Origin of the sequence: Qipengyuania seohaensis, assembly GCF_002795865.1 — a bacterium.
GTDB lineage: Bacteria > Pseudomonadota > Alphaproteobacteria > Sphingomonadales > Sphingomonadaceae > Qipengyuania > Qipengyuania seohaensis.
This window is the reverse complement of sequence record NZ_CP024920.1, coordinates 1517032-1533525: the sequence shown is the minus strand read 5'-3', so window position 1 is coordinate 1533525 and position 16494 is coordinate 1517032. Positions and strand designations below refer to the sequence as shown.

21 protein-coding genes are annotated in these 16494 nt (G+C 61.1%); 10 read left to right on the top strand and 11 right to left on the bottom strand.

Annotated elements, in window-relative coordinates; genetic code table 11:
- Positions 1–27 precede the first annotated feature (27 nt).
- The 3 genes from rho to hemE form a co-directional block, all read right to left on the bottom strand.
- Positions 28–1293 carry a transcription termination factor Rho gene (gene rho / locus CVE41_RS07535; RefSeq protein ID WP_100260095.1) on the bottom strand — a complete coding sequence of 422 codons (1266 nt, stop codon included), beginning with the start codon at positions 1291–1293 and terminating at the stop codon, positions 28–30.
- A gap of 161 nt (positions 1294–1454) precedes the next feature.
- Positions 1455–1898, bottom strand: a complete 444-nt coding sequence (locus CVE41_RS07530; protein ID WP_100260094.1) for a CopD family protein — start codon at positions 1896–1898, stop codon at positions 1455–1457.
- Positions 1899–1929: 31 nt separating this feature from the next.
- A complete protein-coding gene (hemE, locus tag CVE41_RS07525; RefSeq protein WP_100260093.1) occupies positions 1930–2955 on the bottom strand; it encodes a uroporphyrinogen decarboxylase in 1026 nt (341 codons plus the stop codon).
- Positions 2956–3267: 312 nt separating this feature from the next.
- Between hemE and CVE41_RS07520 the strand changes: the two genes are divergently transcribed.
- The 9 genes from CVE41_RS07520 (at position 3268) to CVE41_RS07480 (ending at position 9204) form a co-directional block, all read left to right on the top strand.
- Entirely contained in the window at positions 3268–4125 is an 858-nt protein-coding gene (locus CVE41_RS07520) for a pyruvate, water dikinase regulatory protein (protein ID WP_269800150.1), read from the top strand.
- Positions 4122–4718: a Maf family protein gene (locus CVE41_RS07515; protein ID WP_100260092.1), complete on the top strand. Its 597-nt coding sequence runs from the start codon at positions 4122–4124 to the stop codon at positions 4716–4718. The genes CVE41_RS07520 and CVE41_RS07515 overlap by 4 nt, the downstream gene beginning before the upstream one ends.
- Positions 4715–5566 carry a shikimate dehydrogenase gene (gene aroE / locus CVE41_RS07510; RefSeq protein WP_100260091.1) on the top strand — a complete coding sequence of 284 codons (852 nt, stop codon included), beginning with the start codon at positions 4715–4717 and terminating at the stop codon, positions 5564–5566. Before CVE41_RS07515 ends, aroE begins: the two co-directional genes overlap by 4 nt.
- The gene (gene coaE / locus CVE41_RS07505) at positions 5563–6165 is read left to right on the top strand and encodes a dephospho-CoA kinase (protein ID WP_100260090.1); all 603 of its coding nucleotides are present in this window, start codon (positions 5563–5565) and stop codon (positions 6163–6165) included. Before aroE ends, coaE begins: the two co-directional genes overlap by 4 nt.
- Before the next feature lie 41 nt (positions 6166–6206).
- Positions 6207–6893, top strand: coding sequence for a DNA polymerase III subunit epsilon (gene dnaQ / locus CVE41_RS07500; protein WP_100260089.1), 687 nt, complete (start codon positions 6207–6209; stop codon positions 6891–6893).
- A gap of 67 nt (positions 6894–6960) precedes the next feature.
- The gene (gene hpf, locus CVE41_RS07495) at positions 6961–7530 is read left to right on the top strand and encodes a ribosome hibernation-promoting factor, HPF/YfiA family (protein WP_100260088.1); all 570 of its coding nucleotides are present in this window, start codon (positions 6961–6963) and stop codon (positions 7528–7530) included.
- A gap of 12 nt (positions 7531–7542) precedes the next feature.
- Positions 7543–8001: a PaaI family thioesterase gene (locus tag CVE41_RS07490; RefSeq protein ID WP_100260087.1), complete on the top strand. Its 459-nt coding sequence runs from the start codon at positions 7543–7545 to the stop codon at positions 7999–8001.
- On the top strand, positions 7998–8348 hold the full coding sequence (locus tag CVE41_RS07485; RefSeq protein ID WP_100260086.1) for a DUF1491 family protein: 351 nt from the start codon (positions 7998–8000) through the stop codon (positions 8346–8348). The genes CVE41_RS07490 and CVE41_RS07485 overlap by 4 nt, the downstream gene beginning before the upstream one ends.
- Before the next feature lie 202 nt (positions 8349–8550).
- Positions 8551–9204 carry a cell wall hydrolase gene (locus CVE41_RS07480; RefSeq protein WP_100260085.1) on the top strand — a complete coding sequence of 218 codons (654 nt, stop codon included), beginning with the start codon at positions 8551–8553 and terminating at the stop codon, positions 9202–9204.
- A 64-nt stretch (positions 9205–9268) separates the two neighbouring features.
- Here CVE41_RS07480 and xth read toward each other — a convergent pair whose 3' ends face one another.
- Genes xth through CVE41_RS07465 form a run of 3 tightly spaced genes read right to left on the bottom strand, consistent with a single transcriptional unit; the run spans position 9269 to position 10885 of the window.
- On the bottom strand, positions 9269–10054 hold the full coding sequence (gene xth, locus CVE41_RS07475) for an exodeoxyribonuclease III (RefSeq protein ID WP_100260084.1): 786 nt from the start codon (positions 10052–10054) through the stop codon (positions 9269–9271).
- A gap of 38 nt (positions 10055–10092) precedes the next feature.
- Positions 10093–10422 (bottom strand): HesB/IscA family protein, encoded by a 330-nt coding sequence (locus tag CVE41_RS07470; RefSeq protein WP_090478398.1) that lies wholly within the window; start codon positions 10420–10422, stop codon positions 10093–10095.
- Between the two features lie 31 nt (positions 10423–10453).
- On the bottom strand, positions 10454–10885 hold the full coding sequence (locus tag CVE41_RS07465; RefSeq protein WP_100260083.1) for a CBS domain-containing protein: 432 nt from the start codon (positions 10883–10885) through the stop codon (positions 10454–10456).
- Between the two features lie 111 nt (positions 10886–10996).
- Between CVE41_RS07465 and CVE41_RS07460 the strand changes: the two genes are divergently transcribed.
- Positions 10997–11302 carry a hypothetical protein gene (locus CVE41_RS07460; RefSeq protein ID WP_100260082.1) on the top strand — a complete coding sequence of 102 codons (306 nt, stop codon included), beginning with the start codon at positions 10997–10999 and terminating at the stop codon, positions 11300–11302.
- A 9-nt stretch (positions 11303–11311) separates the two neighbouring features.
- Here CVE41_RS07460 and CVE41_RS07455 read toward each other — a convergent pair whose 3' ends face one another.
- The 5 genes from CVE41_RS07455 to CVE41_RS07435 are packed head-to-tail and all read right to left on the bottom strand — an operon-like array spanning position 11312 to position 16477.
- Positions 11312–11677, bottom strand: a complete 366-nt coding sequence (locus tag CVE41_RS07455) for a (2Fe-2S) ferredoxin domain-containing protein (RefSeq protein ID WP_100260081.1) — start codon at positions 11675–11677, stop codon at positions 11312–11314.
- Positions 11670–13790 (bottom strand): dipeptidyl-peptidase 5, encoded by a 2121-nt coding sequence (locus CVE41_RS07450; protein WP_100260080.1) that lies wholly within the window; start codon positions 13788–13790, stop codon positions 11670–11672. The genes CVE41_RS07455 and CVE41_RS07450 overlap by 8 nt, the downstream gene beginning before the upstream one ends.
- A gap of 42 nt (positions 13791–13832) precedes the next feature.
- Positions 13833–14318, bottom strand: coding sequence for a DUF2497 domain-containing protein (locus CVE41_RS14960; RefSeq protein WP_100260079.1), 486 nt, complete (start codon positions 14316–14318; stop codon positions 13833–13835).
- Between the two features lie 56 nt (positions 14319–14374).
- Positions 14375–15877, bottom strand: a complete 1503-nt coding sequence (locus tag CVE41_RS07440) for a TolC family outer membrane protein (RefSeq protein ID WP_100260078.1) — start codon at positions 15875–15877, stop codon at positions 14375–14377.
- Positions 15878–16477, bottom strand: coding sequence for a protein-L-isoaspartate O-methyltransferase family protein (locus tag CVE41_RS07435; RefSeq protein WP_100260077.1), 600 nt, complete (start codon positions 16475–16477; stop codon positions 15878–15880). It abuts the gene before it with no gap.
- Positions 16478–16494: the final 17 nt, after the last annotated feature.

The window sequence follows — 16494 nt, the reverse complement described above, 5'->3', positions numbered from 1 at the left end:
GGGGTGCGCCCGCCGCGCACCGTTCCTCTATTGGTTCATATTGGCGAAGAAGTCCTCGTTGGTCTTCGAATCCTTCATCTTGTCGAGAAGGAATTCCATCGCATCGACAGTGCCCATCTGCATGAGGATGCGCCGCAGGACCCACATCTTCGAGAGCTTGTCCTTCTCGACCAGCAGTTCTTCCTTACGCGTACCAGACTTGCCGACATCGAGAGCCGGGAAGATGCGCTTGTCGGCAACCTTGCGGTCGAGGACGATTTCGCTGTTACCGGTGCCCTTGAATTCTTCGAAGATGACTTCGTCCATGCGGCTGCCCGTGTCGATCAGCGCCGTAGCAATAATCGAAAGCGAACCGCCTTCCTCGATGTTACGAGCCGCGCCGAAGAAGCGCTTGGGACGCTGGAGCGCATTGGCGTCGACACCGCCGGTAAGTACCTTGCCCGAGCTCGGGACCACTGTGTTGTAGGCGCGGCCGAGGCGCGTGATCGAATCGAGGAGGATAACGACGTCACGCTTGTGTTCGACAAGGCGTTTGGCCTTCTCGATCACCATTTCGGCGACCTGCACGTGGCGGTTGGCAGGTTCGTCGAAGGTCGAGGAGATCACCTCGCCCTTAACGCTGCGCTGCATGTCGGTGACTTCTTCCGGACGCTCGTCGACGAGCAGGACCAGGAGGAAGACTTCCGGATGATTATCCGTGATCGCCTTCGCAATGTTCTGCAGCAGGACGGTCTTACCCGTGCGCGGCGGCGCGACGATAAGGGCGCGCTGGCCCTTACCCTGAGGCGAGATGATATCGATGACGCGCGCCGACTTGTCCTTGACCGTCGGATCGAGAGTATCGAGCGACAGCTTCTGTTCCGGATAAAGCGGAGTCAAATTGTCGAAATTGGTGCGGTGGCGAACCTGGTCGGGGTCTTCGAAATTGACGCTGGTCAGCTTCGTCAGCGCGAAATACCGCTCCCCTTCCCTGGGTGCGCGAATTTCACCTTCGACGGTGTCGCCGGTACGCAGGCCCCATTTGCGGACCTGGTTCGGCGAAACGTAGATATCGTCGGGGCCGGCGAGATAATTGGCCTCGGGGCTGCGAAGGAAGCCGAAGCCGTCCTGCAACACTTCGATCGTACCGATGCCCATGATCTTTTCGTCGTATTCTTCATCTTCGGCCAGTTCGCGAAGGATGCAGAACATCAGGTCCTGACGGCGCATGGTCGATGCGCCTTCGACGCCCAGCTCCTCGGCCATTGCCACGAGGTCTGCGGGCGCTTTTGCTTTTAAATCTTTGAGATGCATGTGTTTTTACTCAGATATATGGAATGGCCGGCGGGTCGGTATGGGCTTGGAGAAAGCAGACCCGGCACCCGTTGGATCGCGGTGCCACTTGCCGGTTGTTGATGTGCAGATAAATGTCGTCCCGCCTGCCGTCAATCGGCAAACAGGGCACCCGACCTGCCTTAGAACGGTTTTACGATGACCAGAACGACGATCACCGCGAGCAGGATTCCGGGCACTTCGCCAAACAGGCGCAACTGCTTTTCGCTGAGCGGGCGATGACCGGTCGCCATTGCCTTGGACTTGGCGACCATGAATCCGTGAAAACCGGTCAGAAGCAGCACGAACAGCAATTTGGCATGAAACCAGCCTTGGTCGAATGCCCCGATACTCATCGCCAGAGCGAGCCCGAGTATCCATACGACGATCAGGCTCGGCGTGAGGATTATCCTGCGCAGCAGGCCCATGCGCTTGGCCCATGTCGCTTCCTCGTCGGATCCCGCCGCGGCTTCGTGGCAATAGATCATCTGGCGCGGGAGCATGAACAGTCCAGCCATCCAGAACACCATGAAGATGATGTGGCCGGCCTTGAGCCAGAGATAGGTCATCGCAAGTACGTCCTGCATGCAAGCGATGTAGGGATAGCTGCCGGTTTCGTCACCCCTGCCAACCCCTGACAGTGGCGATCAATCGCTCGACATTGGCGATCGGTGTGCGGCGATCGATCCCGTGACCGAGATTGAACACGTGCGGCCGATCGGAAAAAGCCTCGAGGATTGTCTTGATGCGTCCTTCGAGGGCCTCGCTACCTGAAAGTAGCAGAAGCGGGTCCAGATTGCCTTGTACGGCCATCCCAGCGGGTAATTCGCGTGCGACCCACACCGGATCGAGCGTTTCATCTACGCCAACCGCCTTCACGCCTGTTTCGCGAGCATAGGCCGGAAGCTTTTCTCCAGCTCCCTTGGGAAAGCCAATAATCGGAGTTGCAGGATGCCGCTGCGATAAGGCCGCGACGATCTTCGCGTTCGGAGCGATAACCCAGCGTTCGAACTCGTCGGGCGCCAGGCTGCCGGCCCAGCTGTCGAAGAGCTGCACGGCCTCTGCACCGGCCTCGATCTGGCCGGAAAGATACTCGATCGTTTCATGGGCAATCGCATCGATGATCGCCTGCAATTTGCCTGGGTCGCGATAAGCCATGGCCCGCGCATCGTGCTGGTCACGGCTACCCTCGCCAGCGACCATGTAGGTCGCAACTGTCCACGGACTGCCTGCAAAGCCGAGCATCGTCACATCGTCCGAGAGGCGCTGGCGACAAAGGCGTACCGTTTCGTAAATCGGATCGTAGCGGGAGCGCTCCGGACTTAATCCGCCGAGTTCGGCGTCGACCAGCGGAGGAGAAAGCTTGGGGCCCTCGCCCGCCAGAAATTCCAGGTGCTGCCCAAGGGCATGCGGCACGATCAGGATATCCGAAAACAGGATCGCCCCATCGAAACCGAAACGGTCGATAGGCTGCAGCGTAATCTCGCAAGCGGCCTCGCTGTCATAGGCCATAGCGAGAAAACCACCCTTCTCCGCGCGCAATTCGCGATACTCGGGAAGATACCGACCAGCCTGGCGCATGAGCCAGAGCGGCACCTTGTCAGCGCGCTTACCGTTCAGAGTGTCGAGCAGAATGCCGGGCATCGAGAGAGAGTCCAATCCAATAAATAAGAAATATTATAAGAGTTGATGGAGTCTGTTGGCCCTGTGGATATCGGGCATAGCCGTCCCCTGCCCCATTTCTCCCGCAAGGAAAAGGCCGGATGCGGGTTTGCGACTCGTGGTCGGCATTGAGTCGAGTCAAACTTATCCCGCTTCTCCCCAGCCTGCGCACAAGTTCCATTTGCTGTGCGGGAATCAACCCCGAACAGGACTCGTAATGGGGAGCGAATTGATCCCCGAACTTGTCGCCAGACTTGTGCCGTGGTTTATCCGGTGCTTCTCCACAGGCCGAAAGTGACGATCATCGCCGACCGTATCCATCTCCATCTCCTGTCCGATTCCACCGGCGAAACGCTGGAAATGCTGGCGAAGGCCGCGCTCGCGCAGTTCGACGATGCCGACGTGGTGCGGCATTTCTGGCCCATGGTCCGATCGCGCCAGCATCTAGACCGGATCGTGCCGGAGCTGAAGGCCAATCCCGGCCTCGTCCTCTTCACTCTCGTAAACCCCGAGGCGCGGGCGCGCCTGGAGGAGGTTTGCGCCCAGAACGGGCTGCCTGCCGTTCCGATTCTCGATCGCGTGACCGAAGCCCTGGAAAAGGCGCTGGGACAGGAGGCCCATGGCCGACCGGGGCGCCAACACCAGATGGACAAGGCCTATTTCGAGCGCGTCGAGGCGATCCAGTTCACGATCGCTCACGACGATGGAATAGGGTGGGAGAACTGGGAAGAGGCGGACATCATCCTCGCCGGCGTATCGCGAAGCTCGAAGACCCCGACGAGCATCTATCTTGCCAACCGCGGGTACAAGGTCGCGAATATTCCGCTCGTGGTGGAAAGCCCCCCACCGACCAAACTTTTCGAATTGCATAAACCCTTGGTCGTAGGTCTCACCACTGCGCCCGAGCGGTTGGTACAGATTCGGCGCAATCGCCTGCTCACGCTCAACGAACAGTCGCAAACCGCCTATATCGATAACGAGCGCGTGAAATCGGAAGTGGCGTTCGCGCGCCGGATGTTCGCGGACAACGGATGGCCCGTCATCGATGTTACGCGCCGCTCGATCGAAGAGACTGCAGCTGCGATCATCCGGCTATGTAGCGAGCGCAGTCACAAATCGGGTGGCGATTTCGAAGGGGTGAAGGCGATATGACGGGCATTAGCGGCACCGGGATCGTGCTCGCCTCCAATTCCGCTTCGCGCAAGGCGATGCTCGATGCGGCAGGTGTATCCTATGTCGCTTCGCCGGGCGAAGTAGACGAGCGTGCGCTGGAAGCGGAAATGGAGGGCGCGGATCCAGCCGAGATCGCGCAGGCCCTGGCCGCGGCAAAGGCGGCTTCGGTCTCATCGGACAAGCTCGTGCTGGGAAGCGATTCCCTGGTCGAGGTAGATGGGCGCAGGTTCGACAAGCCGACAAGCAGGGACCAGGCCGCCGAACACCTGCGCTTCTTCTCCGGCAAGGTCATGACGCTGCATAGCGCGGCCGCCCTAGCCCGCGATGGCCGGATCGTCTGGATGGGCTCGGACTTCGCGCGCCTCAGGGTGCGTGAATTGTCCGAGGAATTTATCGAGGCCTATCTACAGGCGGAATGGCCGGAAGTGTCCTATTGCGTCGGCGTTTTCAGGATCGAGGGTCCGGGCGTGCAGCTCTTCGAAAGTATCATGGGTGACCAGTTCACCGTGCTGGGCATGCCTTTGCTGCAGGTGCTCGGCGCGCTACGCGATGAAGGCGCGCTCCCTTCGTGATCCCATACGCAGAAGTCATCGGCGATCCGATCGCTCAATCCAAATCGCCTGCGATTCACGGCTTCTGGATCGACAAGCTCGGGATCGAGGCGGAATACCGCGCCCGTCACGTCATTCCAGCCGAATTGGAAAGCTATCTCGCTGAACGGCGGGGGGACACGGATTGGCGCGGTTGCAACGCGACGATGCCGCACAAGCAAGCCATCATACCCTTCCTCGACCGGATGGAGCCCTTGGCGAAGCGCGTTGGTGCGGTGAATACAGTCGTCAGGGCCCGAGATGGCGCGTTGGTGGGACGCAACACCGACGTCGCAGGCTTCCTCGAGCCTTTGCGCGGCGAGCTGTCTGGCACCCATTACTTCCGCATGGCTCGCATCCTTGGCACCGGAGGTGCGGCGCGTGCGATTGTGACAGGTCTATCGAAAGAAGGGTTTACCGTGGTCCTTGCAGGTCGCGATACGGACAAGGCGCGCGCACTCTTGGACGAACTGGCAGAGGGCGATCATCATGTCGCACCGCTTTCGCATTTCGCGGCGGCCACGGATTTCGACTTTGACGATCGCGAAGGGTGCTGCGACCTCGTGATCAATGCCAGCCCCTTGGGTATGCGTGGTCAACCTCCGTTGCCTTTCGACTGGAGCCACGCCCCGCCCGGCTCGATTGCCTATGATATCGTCACCGATCCGGCCGAAACCGACTTCTTGAATGCGGCACGCGATGCGGGACTCAAGACGATCGACGGGCTTTCCATGCTGATCGGGCAGGCCGCCGTCGCTTTCGAATATTTTTTCGGCATCGAAGCTCCGCGCGAATTCGATAGCGAATTGCGTGAAAGGCTGATGACTTGACCCGTCCGATCATTATCGGCCTCACCGGCTCTATTGGGATGGGCAAATCCACGGTGGCAGAGATGTTCCAGCGTGCGGGCGTTCCGGTTTTCGATGCCGACAAGGAAGTGCGCGCGATGCAGGGTCCTTCGGGGAGACTCGTCGCAGCCATTGAGGCGGAATTCCCCGGCAGCACCGATGATAGCGGAGTTCTGCGGGACAAGCTCGGCAAGCAGGTGTTCGGAGACAAGGCCGCCCTCGCCCGCCTCGAATCTATCGTTCACCCTGCGGTTGCCGAAGAGCGGGGAGCCTTCCTGATCGAGCATGCTGGTCAGGACATGGTCGTTTTCGACATTCCCCTGCTGTTCGAAAAAGGCGGCCACGAGGCGGTCGATGTGGTCGTGGTCGTGTCCGCACCAGCCGAAGTGCAGCGCAAACGGGTTCTTGCCCGTCCCGACATGACGCCCGAGAAATTCGCGCATATCCTGTCGCTACAGGTGCCTGACGTCGAGAAGCGCGCCCGAGCCGATCACGTCATCGACACCGGAACGACGCTTTCGCAAACCGAGCAGGCCGTGCGCACCCTCATCGAGCGGTTGCGCAGCCAGTCGCGACTCTAAAATCCTTGTAATCCGGAAGCACGAGTCCGATAGTCCCTGCAATGCGCGAGATCGTTTTCGATACTGAGACCACCGGCCTTGATCCCAAGACAGGCGACCGGATGGTCGAAATCGGTTGCGTGGAAATGGTCAATCTCGTCCCCACGGGCGAAGTATTCCACGCTTACTATAACCCGGAACGCGATATGCCCGCCGGCGCGGAAGCCGTGCACGGCTTGTCTGCGTCGTTCCTGTCCGACAAGCCGCCCTTCCGCGATACGGCCCACGAATTGCTCGATTTCATCGGCGATGCGCCGCTGATTGCGCACAATGCCGGGTTCGACTTCGCCTTCCTCAATGCCGAACTGACCCTGTGCGAGCGCGAGGTCATCTGCATGAGCAGGATGGTGGACACCGTGGCCATGGCCAAAAAACGCCACCCGGGCGCCAAGCTTTCGCTGGATGCATTGTGCTCACGTTACGGGATCGATCGCAGCCACCGGGTGAAGCACGGCGCCCTGCTCGATGCGGAATTGCTTGCGCAGGTCTATGTAGAGCTCAAGGGCGGCCGCCAGATCGGACTGGAACTCGCCGCCGAGCGGGTGCAGGTCATCGAGCGGGAAGTAATCGCCGTGCGCCAGGCGCCGGACCGCCCGCGCCGCGAACCGCGAGCCCATGCTCCCAGCGAAGAAGAGCTTGCGCGCCACAGAAAGTTCATGAGCGGTATCGAAAACCCGCTTTGGGGTTGAATTCGCCCAATGACGCGGCGCAGGCCGCCGGGTCCGGAAACGACATGCTGCAGTAAAGGAGAGAATTATGGATATTCGCGTCTCGGGTCACCAGATCGATACCGGCGCTGCGCTGCAGACCCATGTCGAAGACCGTATGCAGGGCATCGTCGACAAGCATTTCAACCGTGCGATTTCCTCCCACGTCACCTTCGGGAAGGCGGCAGGGGGCGCGTTCTCCTCGGACATCGTTACACACGTAATGCAGGGTCTTATCCTGAAGGGTCATGCGGAAGCCCACGACATCCACCAGGCATTCGACAAGGCGGCTGCAAAAATCGAGAAGCAGCTGCGCCGGTACAAGAGGCGTATCCAGAACCGGCACGAGCAAGCACAGTACGCGATGCGCGAGGAAGAGGCGGCCTACACTATCTTCGCCGCACCCGAGCCCGAGAACGACGATGAAATCACGTCGGACAGTCCGCCGATCGTTGCGGAGACAAGTGCCATGATCCCCGAATGCTCTGTTGCCGACGCGGTCATGATGCTCGACCTGCAGAACACCAACGCGCTGTTGTTCAAGAACGGGGCGACGGAAGCGCACAACATGGTCTATCGCCGGCCAGACGGTTCGATCGGCTGGGTCGAACCGCGCTGACGGAAAGGTTCGATGGCAATGTCTGGCAATAGCGGGGCGGAGGGCCATTGGCGCGCCCTGGAGGGGTTGTACGCCTCTGCCCCGATCAACCACCTGTTCGATTCGAAGCTCGATATCACCGGTGAGGGCCGCGCGCGCATTACGTTCGATGTAACGGAAGCGGCCTATCACGCTGCCGGTGCGGCGCATGGCACCATCTATTTCAAGATGCTCGACGATGCCGCTTTCTACGCTGCGAACACACTCGTCACCGATCGCTTCCTGTTGACGACTTCCTTCAACCTCCACTTCACCAAACCGGTTCGCGAAGGACGGGTTGTCGCAGAAGGCCGCTGGGTCAGCGGCAAGCGCAGGGTCTTCGTGGCCGAATCGCGGCTCGTCGATGCAGAAGGCGATGAAATAGGGCGCGGAACGGGGACGTTCATGAAGTCCCGCATCTCTCTTTCTAGCCTGCCGGGATACGCCGCTTGAGCCACGGCTTCGAAGACGCGCGGCTGCCGACACATATCGAAGTCAGTGGCCTTATCCGCAGTGCGCAAGCCGCCGGAGGATTCGCCATGGTGCTGCAGGCAGGCGAGCGCGATGCGGGAACGCTGGCCATATTAACCACTCACAGTGGCAAAAATACAATGCTTTGGGAGCGTATGCCCCTAATGGACGGCAGGCGTCGTTTTCAGGTCACTAAGTCGCAAGACGCTGAAAAAACAGAAGAATTTGATGATTATATCCGTCGCCGCATGACGCAGGATCCCGATCTTTGGATTCTGGAACTGGATGGCCCCGAAATGGAACGGCTCGTCGATTCCGACCCCCGTTAACTTGACACGGTTTCAATTGTGACTATTTGGCTGCCCAGCTTCGATGCGTAGGCGGCTTTGGACGACAATGGGGTCGGAAAGCTAGCACGCAGACGGGGAACGAGCGGCAGGCTCGAAAAACGGATCTGACCACTTTGGCGCAATTGGCGCGCCTCTGATCCCGGCCTGCGACTGTGAGTTCACCGCTTAGTCACTCGGAATAATGCGAAAGACTTACCTAGCCCTCGCGGCGAGCGCGGTTACGCTCGTTGCAAGTTTTGCCGGTGCAGAAGAAACCGGCTCCATCGCCTTCGCTGCAGAAGCGGAAGGCGAAACGATCGTCTCCGAAGCCGAACTGACCGACGAGGTCGTGCCGGTTTTCGTCGAAGGCGAAGTCGTCCAGGAGCTTCCTGAAGAAACGGAAGCCACCCCCGAAGTTCCCACCGAAGCGCCGAAGGCCGAAAGCCTGCGCGCTCTGGTTTCTGCTATGCCGCCGGTCGGACAGCTGTCGGAAGAAATGCGCTGCCTCGCCGGCGCCGTATATTTCGAATCGCGCGGTGAGCCGCTCGAAGGCCAGCTGGCTGTCGCGCAGGTCGTCATCAATCGTAGCGAATCGCGTCAGTTCCCCTCCAGCTACTGCGGAGTCGTGTACCAGCGAGCCCAGTTCAGCTTTGTCCGCGGCGGAAAGATGCCGCGCATCAAGCAGGGCTCTGCCGCCTGGAAGCGCGCCAAGGCCGTTGCGCGTATTGCGCACCAGGGCCTGTGGGACAGCGAAGCCGACGATTCGCTGTATTTCCATGCGCATTACGTCCGTCCCAGCTGGGCGAAGCGCAAAGTCGCTCGCGCCACCATCAAGACGCACATCTTCTACCGTTAAATTTCCTTGGACGGGAACAAGAGGCCGCTGCGCTCAGGCGTGGCGGCCTTTTGTTTTTTTGGGGTCAGTCGGCGATCTCGACCCAGACAGGCGTGTGATCGCTGGACTTTTCGCGCCCGCGATATTCCTTGTCGACGCCTGCAGCCGTCATGCGGTCGGCAAGTTCGGGCGAGAGAAGCAGGTGGTCGATCCTGAAGCCGTGATCGCGCTGCCACGCACCCGCCTGGTAATCCCAATAGGTCCAAATCCCGCCACGCGGATTGAGCGTGTCGATCGCATCGGTCCAACCGTCACCGAGCAGCCTGAAATAGGCATCGCGTGATTCGGGCTGCATCAGGGCGTCGGAAGCCATCGCCTTCGGTGACCACACGTCCTTGTCTTCCGGAATGACATTGAAGTCGCCCAGCACCACGGCAGGCACTTCTTCCGCCCACACGGATTTCATCCGCGCGCGAAGTTTCTCCATCCACGCCAGCTTGTAATCGAATTTCGGCCCGGGATGCGGATTTCCGTTCGGCAGGTACAGGTTGCAGATGCGAACTCCGTTCACCTCCGCCTCCAGGTAACGAGCCTGCTCGCCCTCCCCGTCCTTTGGCCCGTCGATGCCGAGGCCGCGCTGGATTTCGATCGGCTTCACGCCATCGGCCAGGATTGCGACGCCATTGAAGCTCTTCTGCCCATGCCAGATCGCGTGATAGCCGATGGCTTCGAATTCCTCGGCCGGAAAGCCTTCGTCCATCGTCTTGATTTCCTGCAGGCAGGCGACAGAGGGGCGCGTTTCTTCCAGCCATTCCTTGAGGCGTGGCAGGCGGGCCTTGATCCCGTTGATGTTGAAGGTCGCAATACGCATGGGCGATCTGATGCCCGAAAGCGACGCGCGGGTCTAACCTAAATCCCGAAGCTCGAACCGCAGCCGCATCCCGCCGCCGCCTGGGGGTTTTCAACCTTGAATGCAGCCCCGCCGAGGGATTCGACGAAGTCCACCGTGCTTCCCGCGACCAGGTCGAGGCTGACAGGGTCAACTACGAGGCGAACGCCATCGGTCTCGCTCACGCTGTCGTCCGCATCGGGGCCGTCGGAAAGATCGAACTTGTACTGGAAGCCGGAGCACCCGCCGCCTTCCACGGAAAGGCGCAGGATAGCAGGTTTTGCCTGCTTTTCGGCAATGGCCGCGACTCGCGCAGCCGCCGAAGGGGTAAGGGTGAGCATATCAGCCATGCCGCTTATGTAGGGAGCCGGCGGGCGCCGCTCAAGCGTGCGTTATGTAGTCCCGCAAAGCTTCCGCTTCGTGATGGACCTCATCGAAGCGGGACTTCACGAGATCTCCGATCGAGATGAAGCCGCACATCGCCTCGCTCTCGATGACCGGAAGGTGACGGATTCGACGCCGGGTCATCAAGGCGAGAGCGTCATCGATGAGCGTCACCCGTTCCACGGTAATGGCGGGCGAGGTCATCACATCACCGACACGCTGATCGAGGCAGCTTTGCCCCTCTTCGGCCAAGCGGTGAATTACATCGCGTTCGGAGAAAATCCCCGCGACACGGCCCTGCTCGAGCACGGGGAGGGCGCCGATCCGCTTTTCTGCCAGGATGCGAACGGCATCGCGCACGGTCTGACCCACTTCCACCGAGATAATGTCCGAACTTGCCCGACCCTCGATAAGTGTGCCGATATTCATGCGCGCCTCCGTGTTCTGCCTGACGGAAGAATGCCATTTTTTGCCTGCCTTGGCGAGTCGGGCGCATCACGCTTGTTGAAGAGCCGTGCTGCAATCGCCATGAGAAGGGCCATGACAAGACACTCGCCGCTCGATGATCCGGAACAGGCTGCGTATGCCTGGGCGCGTTTTCGCCGCCTCATGCGGTTCCTGTTCCTGCTGACCGTCGGCATCGTCGCGATCGCCATGGCCCTGCTGTACAAGCAGGGCAGCGCGGCCTCCGTCCATTATTACATCGCGATCGCGCTCGGCATCGGCTTCACGATGTTGCTGACAGGCGCCTTGATGGGCCTGATGTTCCTCTCTTCCGGCACCGGCCACGACGAATCCGTCGAAGATCCGACGCGAGACAGCTGGCAGGACAAGGACCAAGACTAGGGCGGGTGCCTACTCGGGCGCCTGCAATCGGTATTCGTCGACCGGAACGCCGCCGATCAGGTGGCGCTGGATTATCGCTTCGAGCACTTCCTCGTTGCAGGAATGGTACCAGACATTCTCCGGCCACACGACGGCGATGGGGCCTTTCGCGCAAATCTGCAAGCAATCCGCCTTGCTGCGCTGGACCTTGGCCTCGCGCCCCACGAGGCCGAGATCTTTCATCCTCTTCTTGAGGTAGTTCCAGGCCGCCTTGCCGTCCTCGCGTGAGCAGCATTTCTGCTTTTCGCTCACTGCGCACAGGAAAATCTGCCGCTCAACCGTGCCTGCTCCAATCTTGGCAAAGGCGCGCTGGGCCTTCTCCAGCGACTTACTCACCGTCGCTTTCCGGTTTCAGCCAGCGGTCGAGCCATGCGAACACGGTGTTGTGCCATTGCAGCGAATTTTTCGCTCCTAGGACCCAGTGGTTCTCGTTGGGAAATACCAGCAACTGGCTCGGGATCTTGCGTTCCTGCAGGGCCGTAAAGCTCGCGAGCCCCTGTGTGTAGGGGACGCGGAAGTCCTGCTCTCCGGCAATGACGAGCATCGGGGTCTGCCAGTTGTCGACGTAATTCACGGGGTTCCAGCGCTCGTAAGCTGCGCTGTTCTCCGCGTAGGAACCACCGAATTCCCACTTGGGAAACCACAGTTCTTCCGTCGTGTAATAGAAGCTGCGCATGTCGAAGAGCCCGTCGTGCTGGACGAGGCAGTCGAACCGGTCGGGCCATTGTCCGGCGATCCAGTTCATCATGTAACCGCCGTAGCTTGCACCCATTGCGCAAGCGCGGGTGCCGTCGATCTGGCTGTCTTTCTCCAGCGCTGCGGCGAGGCCCAGTTGCAGGTCTTCGAGGGGCTTTCCGCCCCAATCATTGCGGATGCTATCGGTGAAGGCCTGCCCGTAGCCCGTCGATCCATGGAAGTCGACAGAGATGACGGCGTAACCTTGGCTGGCGACCACGCGGGGGTTCCACCGGCTCGACCAGCCGTCGTTGAACGATCCTTGGGGGCCGCCGTGCACATACAGGATGGCGGGCATGGGCCCTTCGTGACCGTCGAGCTTGGTAATCTGGCCCCACACGGTATCGCCACCGGCGCCAGTGAAACTGAAGCGTTCGACCACGACAGGAGCGAGCCGTTCCATCACGTCGGCCGCGACCTGCGTCATCGGCTTGGCCTGACCCCAGTCACGCGACAGGTACATTTCGGACGGCGCACCGATCGAATTGCGCGTGAACACCAGATCACCGCCGTGAAGCGGCGTGATGTCGGAAATCCGGGCCTCGTTTCCGGCCATCAGATCGAGCCGCTCGACCGATCCGTTGCGCGGATCGATGCGGTATGCCGGGGTATCCAGCACGTCCTGTGCGCCAGCCACAAGCCAGCGCGAATCCGGGGTCCAGGCAAGGCTTTGAAAGCTGCGATCGAATGCCTCGGTAAGAGCGGTCGTCACACCGGTCTTTAGGTCGCGCAGCATGACGACCTGGCGGTCGGCTTCATAGGTCGGGCGCGCCATGGCGACATAGGCGAGGTATTGCCCGTCCGGAGAAGGTGTGGGCAGTGCGTCGAGGGCTTCGTTCTCAGCGGTGAGATTGACGGGCGCATTACCCGACAGGTCGGAGAACCAGATGTCGAGATTGGTGGAGTAGGGCTCGCCCGCGCCCGTTTCGCGGGCGGTGAAGAAAACTCCCTCGCCATTGCTCGACCACGCTACGTCTTCTCCGCCACCAAAGGGCATGGTGGGTGTGTCGCCGTTCGGGCCGCCAGCGCCCAAGGGACCGTCGACGGCAATCCCTGTTCCCACGGCCATTCCGTTCTCGAGCGGAAAAGTGAACACACGACTGTGCGTTCCGGGCGTTTCCCAAGTGTCCCAGTGGCGGAAGAAACCGCCGTCGCCTTCGTAAAGACGCCCGTCGCCGGGGCCCGGAAGGTGAGCTTTGGCGCTGTCGTCGCAATCGATCGCAACGCAAGTGCGGGCGATATCTGTCCAGATCGCAATTCGCTCGCCATCGGGTGATATGCTGTAACCGTGAACCGCGCGGGGCAGGGCGGTCACCTGAGCCTTGTCCGAAACCGTTCCGTCTGCAGCGATACGTGCGCGCCAAACCTGGCTCGTCGGGTCCTCACCTTCGCCATCGGCGATGAAATAGAGCCAGTTGTCGTCGCCGAAGGAGGCCGAACCGCCGTCGATATCGAGTTTGACGGGGGCCGTGTTTGGCTCGGAGAGGGAGCGCAGGAAGAGCGCGCTGCTGCGCTTGTAGCTTTCCGGATCGGTCGTTGTAACCGCATAGACGGCATGCGTGCCTTCGGGATTGACCGTAGGGCTTCCAAGCCGGGGCATGGTCACAAGGTCCTGCGCGCTCATCGGTGCGGCAGCGTCCTGCGCAGCAAGAGGCGTGGCGAGGAGCGCAAATGCGCTAGCGAGCGGGAGTGCGGCCCGAATGTTCTTCGTCATGGCGCGCGGTGTAGCGCGCACGAGGGACCAAGGGTAGGGGGATTAGCTCTTCTTGCCGGCGATGCGGGCAATCTCTGCTTTCACGAGTTCTTCGACCATCCCGGGCAGGTTCTTTTCCAGCCAGTCGGCCAGCATCGGGCGTAGCATGTCGCGCGCGAGGCCTTCGAGCGAAGTTTCGCCCTGGCGAACGATCTGCGGTTGCTTTCCGGGCTGGGAGAGCATGGCCAATGCTGCAAAGTTGTCCCGCATCGCCTGACGCGTATCGCCGCGGGTCAGGGCATCTGCATCGTCGTCATCGGCCGCAACGTGGTCGTCGTCATCGACATCGATCTCTTGGACGAGGTCGTTGCCAAGTTCGAGCACGTCTTCCGCTTCCTGTTCATCGACCGGTTCGCTGGCTTCGGCTTGCGGCATGCGGCGGCTTCGACGCTCGGCGATCATCTCGCTGCGCTCTTCGCTGTCGCGCGCAATGACTTTCTTGATCGAGTCGAGGATCTCTTCGACCGAAGGTTCGCCTTGCTGTGCCATACCTATCCCTGCTGCTTCCAACGAATCCCGAATCGGGACGTGCGGTATAGACCAGCCTAGTCGGCCGAGTCAGCAGTTTCAGGAATTTCTGCAGTCGCAGCAGGCACATCCACGGTTCGCGGGGACTTCGCCACGGGGTCGGGATCCCTCGCCCAGTCGAAGACATTGCCGCGCACGCGGTCATAATTGACGACGGGGTCGTAGAGGACGCCCTCGTCCGCCAGGCCGAGATCGCGCGCTTCGGCGCGGCCCATGGCGGCAAGGAGGCTGAAGCCCGCGACATAGGCATTGCGCCGTGCCGTCACCAGCTGGACGCGGCTTTGCAGCAATTCCTGTTCTGCATTGAGTACGTCGAGGATCGTCCGATTGCCGATCGAATTTTCCGCGCGCACGCCTTCGAGGCTCAATTCGGCAGCAGAGACGGCCAATTGCGAGCTTTCGATAATGGCGAGACTGGCCTGCCAGCTCGACCACGATGCCCGCACCTGCGAGATAACGTCGCGCTCTGCGGCGATGACGTTCTCGAGCGCGGCGGAGGCGCGGGCCTGTGCCTGGCGCTGGAGTGCTGCCGTTCGACCGCCCTGGAAAATCGGGAGACGAAGCGAAACGCCCATCGAGGCGCCTGCTGCGGTCTGGTCGCTCGGTACGATGGGGCTATCGGGATCGGTGGGATCGAGGCGCCCATCCGCGACGCTGCCGAGGAAGTTCTGGTAATCGTATCCGGCGAATACGGAAACCCGCGGCAAGCGACCGGAACCAGCGACGTCGATGTCGTAACCTGCAGCAGCCGCGCGTTCACGCGCAGCGATCAGGTCGGGATTGGATTCGAGCGCGATATCGACCGCCGTGGCCACGTCATCCGGGAAGCCCGGAAGCGGGGGAGGCGGCGCAAGGTCGGTGGGTGCATCGCCCACAAGAGCGATATAGGTTTCCCGAGCGGCGATAAGGTTGGCTTGCGCACTGCGCAGATCGCTCTGGGCGACAGCAAGGCGCGCCTCCGACTGGGCGACGTCGGTACGTGTCAGGTCGCCTATCTCGAAGCGGTCGCTTGTGGCGTCGACATTGACCGACAGAACATCGACCTGGTTGGCCGAGAGGGAGACGAGAGCCTGTCCGCGCAGCACATCCATATATGCTGCAACGACCCGGCTGAAGATTGCGCTTTCGGTGGCGCGCAAGTCGGCGCGACCGGCCTCGACGCGCTGTTCGGCCGAACGGACGGCGTTCTTGACCGCGCCGCCAGAATAGATCGGTACGCCCAGATCCACCCCGGCGTTCAGCGACCGGCCAGGGGCGAAGAAGCTGGTCGAGTTCTGTTTGAGAACTTCGGTATATGTCGCAGTGCCATCAAGCGATGGCAGGCCAGCGGCGCGCTCCAAAGGGACGCCGGCGTCGGTCGCCCGCAATTGGGCGCGTGCAGCTTCCAGTGTCGGATTGTTCAGGTAGGCGTCGGTTAGGGCCTCCTGAAGCGTATCAGCTTGTGCAGCGCCCTGCGGAACAGCGAGCGCTCCGGCAGCTGCCGAAAGTGCCAGAATTGTGCGGACCCCTCCCGAAATCATTCAAAAACTCCAGCTTTCCGGTTTGTCGAATGCCCCGAGGCGCGGAACGCCCATTTCGGCGAGCGGCAACAGTGCAAGCGCCTTGCCGGACCTTTGTCCCGTCGCGAGGCGGGTGACGCCGCGCTCGACGAGGCCGGTAACGATGCGCCCCTTTTCGGCCACCAGCTTGGCCACATTGGCGGGCACATGCTCTACGGCGCCGTCGATCAGGACGAGCGTATAGTCGCCCTTCTTTTTCGTCGCCGCAGCCTTGTCAGCGCTCAACACTTCGACCGAGGAGACCAGGGGCTCGACCAGGGCGGGCAGGTATCCGCTGCCGCCGTCGATCACGAGGACCCTGTCTTCGCTCGAGGGGCGTGCTTCGGCCAGCATTGCACCGTGAAAAAGCGGCGCGGGCAGGAAGCCGCCATCGGCAAGCCGGATTGCGCGGTCCATATAGGCCGTGCCCTTGGCATTGTCGGGGACGAAGTCTTCGCGCGGGACGGTTCCCATGCGCTCGATGACGAAAGCCTCGTTGACACCGCTGGTGCGCAATTGGCTGTCGATCATCGCCTTGCGGGCGACGGAGAAATCGGGGCGAGTGGTCGTTGTAGTGTTCATGGCTATCCGCGAGCTGT

Coding starts and splice junctions, on each gene's coding strand:
- CVE41_RS07450 (WP_100260080.1), bottom strand. CDS start 13,790: ATGACGAAGAACATTCGGGCCGCACTCCCGCTCGCTAGCGCATTTGCG.
- xth (WP_100260084.1), bottom strand. CDS start 10,054: ATGCGTATTGCGACCTTCAACATCAACGGGATCAAGGCCCGCCTGCCA.
- CVE41_RS07435 (WP_100260077.1), bottom strand. CDS start 16,477: ATGAACACTACAACGACCACTCGCCCCGATTTCTCCGTCGCCCGCAAG.
- CVE41_RS07530 (WP_100260094.1), bottom strand. CDS start 1,898: ATGCAGGACGTACTTGCGATGACCTATCTCTGGCTCAAGGCCGGCCAC.
- CVE41_RS14960 (WP_100260079.1), bottom strand. CDS start 14,318: ATGGCACAGCAAGGCGAACCTTCGGTCGAAGAGATCCTCGACTCGATC.
- rho (WP_100260095.1), bottom strand. CDS start 1,293: ATGCATCTCAAAGATTTAAAAGCAAAAGCGCCCGCAGACCTCGTGGCA.
- CVE41_RS07480 (WP_100260085.1), top strand. CDS start 8,551: ATGCGAAAGACTTACCTAGCCCTCGCGGCGAGCGCGGTTACGCTCGTT.
- CVE41_RS07460 (WP_100260082.1), top strand. CDS start 10,997: ATGACAAGACACTCGCCGCTCGATGATCCGGAACAGGCTGCGTATGCC.
- hpf (WP_100260088.1), top strand. CDS start 6,961: ATGGATATTCGCGTCTCGGGTCACCAGATCGATACCGGCGCTGCGCTG.
- hemE (WP_100260093.1), bottom strand. CDS start 2,955: ATGCCCGGCATTCTGCTCGACACTCTGAACGGTAAGCGCGCTGACAAG.
- CVE41_RS07490 (WP_100260087.1), top strand. CDS start 7,543: ATGGCAATGTCTGGCAATAGCGGGGCGGAGGGCCATTGGCGCGCCCTG.
- CVE41_RS07440 (WP_100260078.1), bottom strand. CDS start 15,877: ATGATTTCGGGAGGGGTCCGCACAATTCTGGCACTTTCGGCAGCTGCC.
- dnaQ (WP_100260089.1), top strand. CDS start 6,207: ATGCGCGAGATCGTTTTCGATACTGAGACCACCGGCCTTGATCCCAAG.
- CVE41_RS07470 (WP_090478398.1), bottom strand. CDS start 10,422: ATGGCTGATATGCTCACCCTTACCCCTTCGGCGGCTGCGCGAGTCGCG.
- CVE41_RS07465 (WP_100260083.1), bottom strand. CDS start 10,885: ATGAATATCGGCACACTTATCGAGGGTCGGGCAAGTTCGGACATTATC.
- CVE41_RS07515 (WP_100260092.1), top strand. CDS start 4,122: ATGACGGGCATTAGCGGCACCGGGATCGTGCTCGCCTCCAATTCCGCT.